Annotated in this window: 6 protein-coding genes; 2 read left to right on the forward strand and 4 right to left on the reverse strand. The window is 69.5% G+C overall.

The window, feature by feature from the left end; all coding sequences use genetic code 11:
• Positions 1-59: 59 nt before the first annotated feature.
• The 4 genes from ABZV40_RS46115 to ABZV40_RS46130 all read right to left on the reverse strand — a co-directional run bounded on the left by ABZV40_RS46115 (position 60) and on the right by ABZV40_RS46130 (position 4,325).
• Positions 60-386: a hypothetical protein gene (locus tag ABZV40_RS46115; protein WP_355456469.1), complete on the reverse strand. Its 327-nt coding sequence runs from the start codon at positions 384-386 to the stop codon at positions 60-62.
• Positions 367-1,932 (reverse strand): glycerol-3-phosphate dehydrogenase, encoded by a 1,566-nt coding sequence (glpD, locus tag ABZV40_RS46120; RefSeq protein WP_355456470.1) that lies wholly within the window; start codon positions 1,930-1,932, stop codon positions 367-369. The genes ABZV40_RS46115 and glpD overlap by 20 nt, the downstream gene beginning before the upstream one ends.
• A gap of 84 nt (positions 1,933-2,016) precedes the next feature.
• A complete protein-coding gene (gene glpK, locus ABZV40_RS46125) occupies positions 2,017-3,534 on the reverse strand; it encodes a glycerol kinase GlpK (RefSeq protein WP_355456471.1) in 1,518 nt (505 codons plus the stop codon).
• 35 nt (positions 3,535-3,569) lie between these two features.
• Positions 3,570-4,325 carry an MIP/aquaporin family protein gene (locus ABZV40_RS46130; RefSeq protein ID WP_355456472.1) on the reverse strand — a complete coding sequence of 252 codons (756 nt, stop codon included), beginning with the start codon at positions 4,323-4,325 and terminating at the stop codon, positions 3,570-3,572.
• A 255-nt stretch (positions 4,326-4,580) separates the two neighbouring features.
• Here ABZV40_RS46130 and ABZV40_RS46135 point away from each other — a divergent pair, with 255 nt between their 5' ends.
• Both ABZV40_RS46135 and glpK (ABZV40_RS46140) read left to right on the forward strand, forming a co-directional pair.
• Positions 4,581-5,345 (forward strand): IclR family transcriptional regulator, encoded by a 765-nt coding sequence (locus tag ABZV40_RS46135; protein WP_355456473.1) that lies wholly within the window; start codon positions 4,581-4,583, stop codon positions 5,343-5,345.
• Positions 5,345-6,853 carry a glycerol kinase GlpK gene (gene glpK, locus ABZV40_RS46140; RefSeq protein WP_355456474.1) on the forward strand — a complete coding sequence of 503 codons (1,509 nt, stop codon included), beginning with the start codon at positions 5,345-5,347 and terminating at the stop codon, positions 6,851-6,853. Before ABZV40_RS46135 ends, glpK (ABZV40_RS46140) begins: the two co-directional genes overlap by 1 nt.
• Positions 6,854-6,971: the final 118 nt, after the last annotated feature.

The following is a 6,971-nucleotide window of genomic DNA, read 5'->3' on the forward strand; positions in this document are numbered from 1 at the left end:
GGCTGTTTCCCCGCCCCCAACACCCACCTCCTGAGCGACGGAAACCCCTGCATCTCAACCTACTCGGCGCCACCGACGATTCCGGGCTGCAACGGCAGCAGCGGTGCGACGATGCGGGCGAACGGGCCGCTGCGGACCACCCCGCCGCCGACCGGCCCGAGGAACGGCGCCTGCGTGTCCAGTGTGTCGGGCAGCCGCGCGTAGGCCGCCCACCGCTCGTCCCAGGCCTGGATCACGTCGAGGTGCCCGCCGGGCAGGAACCGGGTCAGGTGCACCCCTGCGACCTGCCCGGTGTTCCCCAGCAGCGGTAACAGGCGGAAGCCGCCTTCCCGCCGCAGCCTCTCGATCAGCTCCGCGCTGTCCATCTCATCTCGCCGCCAGCTCACGACTGGTGCGGTAGGCCTCGACCGCCGCGTCGCGTTCGGCGGCCGACCACCCCAGCGGTCCGGCGATCAGGTCGGCCACCCGGTCCGCCACCGAGGCGCCGAAGTCCAGGTGCTCCATCGCGATGCGGGTGCGCCGCGCCAGCACGTCCTCCAGGTCCAGAGCGCCCTCGTGCGTGACCGCGTAGACGATCTCCGCCGCCAGGTAGCCGGCGACCGGCTCTGCCAGCGAGGAATCCTGCGCCATCAGGGCGAGCACGTCCGAGACGGCCGAGCCGTAGCGCTGCAGCAGACGCTCCACGGTGGACGTGGGCAGGCCGGACTCGGCGGCGACTCGAGCCCGGTCCGCCCACAGCTCGTGGTAGCCGACCGCACCGCACAACGGCAGCCGGGCGGTCAGCGAAGGTGCGACCGCGCGACCGAGACCGGCCACCGCGGAGTTCACGACGTCCGCGGCCATCACCCGGTAGGTCGTGTACTTGCCGCCGGCGATCACGAAGAAGCCCGGCTCCGGTTGCGCCACGGCGTGTTCACGGGACAGCTTCGCCGTGTCGCCGGAAGCGCCGTCGAGCAACGGCCGCAGACCCGCATAAGTACCAACGACGTCATCAACGGACAGCGGAGTGCGCAGCACCGCGTTGACGTGGTCGAGGATGTAGGAAACGTCTTCAGAAGTAGCAGCGACGGCAGCGGGATCGCCGTCATAAGGCGTGTCCGTCGTGCCGATGATCCAGTAGGCGCCCCACGGGATCACGAACAGCACCGACTTCTCGGTCCGCGTGATCAGCCCGCCGTCCAGGTCGATCTTCGAGCGGTCGACGAGCACGTGCACGCCCTTGGACATCCGCACGTGGAACGGCGGAGTGCCGGGCGACATCGAGTTCAGCGAGTCGGTCCACACCCCGGTCGCGCTGATCACCCGCTTCGCGCGCACCTCGACCGTCTGGCCGTCGACCTCGACCAGCGCGCCGCTCACCCGGCCGCCGGACCGCACCAGCGAGGTCACCCGAGCCCGCGACACCACGGTGGCGCCGTGCTGGGCGGCGGTGCGCACCAGCGTCAGGACCAGCCGGGCGTCGTCCATCTGCGCGTCGTAGTACCGGATCGCGCCGGCGAACTTCGTGACGTCGAGCGACGGCCCGACCTGAGCCATCCGGTTGCGGGACAGGTGCCGGTGCATCGGCACCGCACCGGCGCCACCCATCGTGTCGTACAACAACACACCAGCGCCGACGTAGGCGCGTTCCCACTGCTTCGAAAGCGGGAAGAGGAACGGCACCGGCCGCACCAGGTGGGGTGCGAGCCGGCGCAACAGCAGCCCGCGTTCCTTCAGAGCTTCCCGGACCAGCTTGAACTCCAGCTGTTCCAGGTACCGCAGCCCGCCGTGGACGAGCTTGCTGGACCGGCTCGACGTGCCCGCCGCCCAGTCGTGTGCCTCGACCAGCGCGACGGAGAGGCCTCTCGACGCGGCGTCCAGAGCAGCGCCCGCGCCGACCACACCACCTCCGACCACCAGCACGTCGAACTCCGCGGAGCCCAACGAACGCACCGAGTCAGCACGCCGAGCCGGATCCAGCCTCGCGAACAACTTCAGCTCCTAAGAAAGAAGAACCAGCTCAACGAACGTCGGCTTTTATCGGACATCGGCGTCGACCCAGTCGAACGACTTGGTGACGGCCTTCTTCCAGTTGCGGTACTCGCGCTCGCGCTCCTCGGCGGGCAGCGACGGCGTCCAGCGCTTGTCCTCGGCCCAGTTGGCGCGCAGCTCGTCCAAAGAGGACCAGTAGCCGACGGCCAGACCGGCGGCGTACGCGGCACCGAGCGCGGTCGTCTCGGCGACGACCGGGCGGACCACCGGCACGTCCAGCACGTCCGCCTGGAACTGCATCAGCAGCTCGTTGGCGACCATGCCGCCGTCGACCTTCAGCTCGGTCAGCGGCACGCCGGAGTCGGCGTTCATCGCGTCCAGGACCTCGCGGGTCTGGAACGCGGTCGCCTCCAGCACGGCGCGGGCCAGGTGGCCCTTGTTGACGAACCGGGTCAGGCCGACGACCGCGCCGCGCGCGTCCGCCCGCCAGTACGGCGCGAACAGGCCGGAGAACGCGGGCACGAAGTACGCGCCGCCGTTGTCCTCGACCGAGCGGGCCAGCGTCTCGATCTCCGGTGCGGAGCCGATGATGCCGAGGTTGTCGCGCAGCCACTGCACCAGCGAGCCGGTGACCGCGATCGAGCCCTCCAGGGCGTAGACCGGGGCCTCGTCGCCGATCTTGTAGCAGACCGTCGTCAGCAGGCCGTTCTTCGACGCGACCTTCTCCGTGCCCGTGTTGAGGAGCATGAAGTTGCCGGTGCCGTAGGTGTTCTTCGCGGTGCCGGGCTCGTAGCAGGCCTGGCCGAACGTGGCGGCCTGCTGGTCGCCGAGGATGCCCGCGATCGGCACCCCCTTGAGCACCCCGCCGGGGCCGCCGTTGCCGTAGACCTCCGAGGAGGACCGGATCTCCGGGAGCATGGACAGCGGAATGCCCATCTCGGCGGCGATCTCGGCGTCCCACTGCAGCGTGTCGAGGTCCATCAGCATGGTCCGCGACGCGTTGGTCACGTCGGTGGCGTGCACACCGCCGTTGGGGCCGCCGGTGAGGTTCCACAGCGTCCACGTGTCGGTGTTGCCGAACAGCAGGTCGCCGGCCTCGGCGCGCTCACGGGCGCCTTCGACGTTGTCGAGGATCCAGCGGATCTTCGGGCCGGAGAAGTAGGTCGCGAGCGGCAGACCGACCTTGGTCTTGTACCGCTCGGCACCGCCGCCGAGCGCGCCCAGCTCCTCGACGATCGCCTGGGTGCGGGTGTCCTGCCACACGATCGCGTTGTAGACGGGCTCGCCGGTGTTGCGGTCCCACACCACCGCGGTCTCGCGCTGGTTGGTGATGCCGACGGCGGCGAGGTCACCGGTGTTGAGGTCGGCGGCGGCGAGCGCCTGGCCGATCACGAACCGGGTGTTCTCGGAGATCTCGACCGGGTTGTGCTCGACCCAGCCGGCCCGCGGGAAGATCTGCTCGTGCTCCTTCTGGCCCACGGCGACGATGGAGCCGCTGTGGTCGAAGATGATGGCCCTCGTGCTGGTCGTGCCCTGGTCGACGGCGAGAACGTACTGCGTCATCGAAGTTTGTCCTTTCGGGATGGTCAGAACACGCGTCAGAACACGAGCGAGGCGACGACGCCGGCGATGGCACCGCCGACGAGCGGGCCGACGACCGGGATCCACGAGTAGCCCCAGTCGGAGTCCTTCTTGCCGATGGCCTCACCGTCGGTGCCCTTGTAAGAGAGCGGCAGCAGGGCGTGCGCGATGCGCGGACCGAGGTCGCGAGCCGGGTTGATCGCGTAGCCGGTGGGGCCACCGAGCGAGGCGCCGATGCCGACGACCAGCAGCGCCGCGGCCAGCGGGCCGATCTGGGTCGGGGTCTTGCCGAACGCGAGGATCACGAAGACCAGGACGAACGTGCCGATGACCTCGCACACGAGGTTCCAGGTGTAGCTGCGGATCGCCGGGCCGGTGGAGAAGACGGCGAGCTTGAGGCCCTCGTCGGGCGTCTCGTCGAAGTGCGGCTTGTAGGCGAGCCACGCGAGCACCGCACCGAGGAACGCGCCGAGGAACTCACCGGCGAAGTACACGATCGTGGAGCCCGCGCTGACCGGAACACCAGGGGCGTACTCAGCGGCGCCACTGGTCAGGATGCCGACGGTCACCGCCGGGTTGAGGTGCGCGCCCGACTTGTAGGCGACGTACACACCGGCGAAGACACCGAGGCCCCAGCCGAAGTTGATCAACAGCCATCCGCCGTCGAGCCCCTTCGACTTGGCGAGCAGCACGTTGGCCACCACGCCCGCACCCAGCAACAGCAGGACGCCCGTACCGAGCACCTCGCTGAGGAACACTGACCCGAGACCCACGCTGGCCTCCCATTCGTCCTTGAACGGCTGATCACCCGCTGGTGATTGACGCGGAACGTAATGACCGGCGTCACGCCTGCTCAACGGGTGCGTTTCGACAATGTCGACACCAGGTGGGTGCACCGTTGTGACCACTCGGTCACTCTGCGCGAAAACGTCGCTCTTCCAGCGGTTTTCCGCCGGTTCTCCAGGTCAGGCGACGCGGGGAGCTGTTCGACATTGCCGACACGGGTCGTCTCAATTACGTTTGCCGCCGTGCCGGGACCCATCCAGTCGATCGAACGAGCCGCAGCCGTGCTGCGGCTCCTGGCGCGTGGCTCCGGCCATCACGGCCTCACGGAGATAGCCGATTCGCTCGGTCTCGCGCGCGGCACCGCGCACGGGATTCTCCGCACGCTGCAACGGGTCGAGTTCGTCGAGCAGGACCCGGCGACGGGCCGCTACCGGCTCGGCGCGGCCCTGCTGCACCTGGGCACGTCCTATCTCGACGCGAACGAGCTGCGCTCCCGCTCGATCAACTGGGCCGACACGCTGGCCGCCCGCAGCGGCCAGGAGGTCCGGATCGGCATGCACCACGACGGCGCCGTCCTCGTCGTGCACCACGTGTTCCGCCCGGACGACTCGGTGCAAACGCTCGGGATCGGTGCGATGCTGCCGTTGCACGCGACGGCACTGGGCAAGGTGCTGCTCGCCTACGACCCGGACCTGTCGGCGGCCGCACGCCGGCGGGAGCTGACGTCGTTGACGCGCAGGACGATCACGCGCGCCCAGGCGCTGGAACGGGTGCTGACCGAGGTGCGCGCGCAGGGCTGGGCGGGTGAGGCCGAGGAGTACATGCCGGGCGAGGCGAGCATCGCCGCGCCCATCCGGATCCCCGGCGGCCTCGTCGTCGGCGCCATCGGGATCTCCGGTGCCGTGGACCGGTTGTGCGAGCCCTCCGGCCGTCCGCGCGCCACCCTTGTCCGCCAAGTCCTCCAAGCCGCCGAATCGGTGACCGGCGCACTAGTGGAAGAGTCCTGATGGCTCAGCGCTTCGTGATGGCGATCGACCAGGGCACCACGTCGACCCGCTGCATCCTGTTCGACCAGAACGCCCGTCTGGTCGCGGTCGCGCAACGCGAGCACCGGCAGTACCACCCGCGGCCGGGCTGGGTGGAGCAGGACGCCGTGGAGATCTGGCGCAACGTCGACCGGATCATGCCGCAGGCGTTGCGGCAGGCGGGGATCACCGCCGAGCAGGTCGTCGCGCTCGGGATCACGAACCAGCGCGAGACGTTCGTGCTGTGGGACCGCCACACCGGTGTCCCGGTCGGCCGCGCGATCGTGTGGGAGGACATCCGCACCGAGGACCTCGTTGCCTCCCTTGAGAAGCAGCCGGGCATCGAGGAGGTGCGCGAACGCTGCGGCCTGCCGCTCGCGACCTACTTCTCGGCGCCGTCGTTGCGGTGGATGCTGGACAACGTGGCCGGGCTGCGGTCGCGGGCCGAGCGCGGCGACGTCCTGTTCGGCACCATGGACACCTGGCTGATCTGGAACCTCACCGGCGGCGTGAACGGCGGTCTGCACGTCACCGACGTGACCAACGCGTCGCGGACCATGCTGATGAACCTCGGCACGCGGCAGTGGGACCCGATGCTGCTGGAGTTCTTCGGCGTGCCCGCGGCGATGCTGCCGGAGATCCGGCCCTCGACCGAGATCTCGGGGCGCACCACGCGGGTCGTGCCGGGCATCTCGATCACGGCGGCGCTGGGCGACCAGCACGCGGCGCTGTTCGGGCAGACGTGCTTCGAGAAGGGCTCGATCAAGGGCACCTACGGCACCGGCGGTTTCCTGTTGATGAACACCGGCACCGAGCTGGTGCGGTCCAAGCACGGGTTGCTGACGACGATCGGCTACCAGATCGGCGGCGAACCCGCGTACGCGCTGGAGGGCTCGATCGCCGTCGCCGGGTCGCTGGTGCAGTGGTTCCGCGACAACCTCGGGCTGATCCACAGCGCGCCGGAGATCGAGACGCTGGCGCGCACGGTGAAGGACAACGGCGGCTGCTACATCGTGCCGGCGTTCTCCGGGCTCTTCGCGCCGCACTGGCTCGCGCAGGCCCGCGGGCTCGTCGTCGGGCTCACCTCGTACATCAACAAGGGGCACCTGGCGCGGGCGGTGCTGGAGGCGACCGGGTGGCAGACGCGGGAGGTCGTCGACGCGATGAACGCCGACCTCGGCGCGCCCACACCGGTGTTGAAGGTGGACGGCGGGATGACCGCCGACCACCTGTTGATGCAGTTCATCGCGGACGTGCTGGACATCCCGGTGATGCGGCCGCTGGTCGCGGAGACCGTGTCGCTGGGCGCCGCCTACGCCGCGGGCCTCGCCGCCGGGTACTGGCCGGACCTGGAGGGACTGCGCCGCAACTGGCACCTGGCCGCGCGGTGGAACCCGTCGATGGACCCCCAGCACCGCGAGAACGAGTACGCGAACTGGAAGCGGGCCGTGGAACTCACCTTCGCCTGGGCCCGCTCCACCCCGTCCTGATCTCGATGAACGGCGCATTTGTGCACCTGGTGTTTTAACGTCAGGTGAGTTTCCTTAGCGGGCCGTCGTGTCAGCGGCGGCCCGTTTCTTGTTGTGTGTCTTGGGTTTGGGTGAGCTG

The sequence above is a fragment of the Lentzea sp. NPDC004782 genome (genome assembly GCF_040609115.1).
Classification (GTDB): domain Bacteria; phylum Actinomycetota; class Actinomycetes; order Mycobacteriales; family Pseudonocardiaceae; genus Lentzea.

Coding starts and splice junctions, on each gene's coding strand:
- glpK (WP_355456471.1), bottom strand. CDS start 3,534: ATGACGCAGTACGTTCTCGCCGTCGACCAGGGCACGACCAGCACGAGG.
- glpK (WP_355456474.1), top strand. CDS start 5,345: ATGGCTCAGCGCTTCGTGATGGCGATCGACCAGGGCACCACGTCGACC.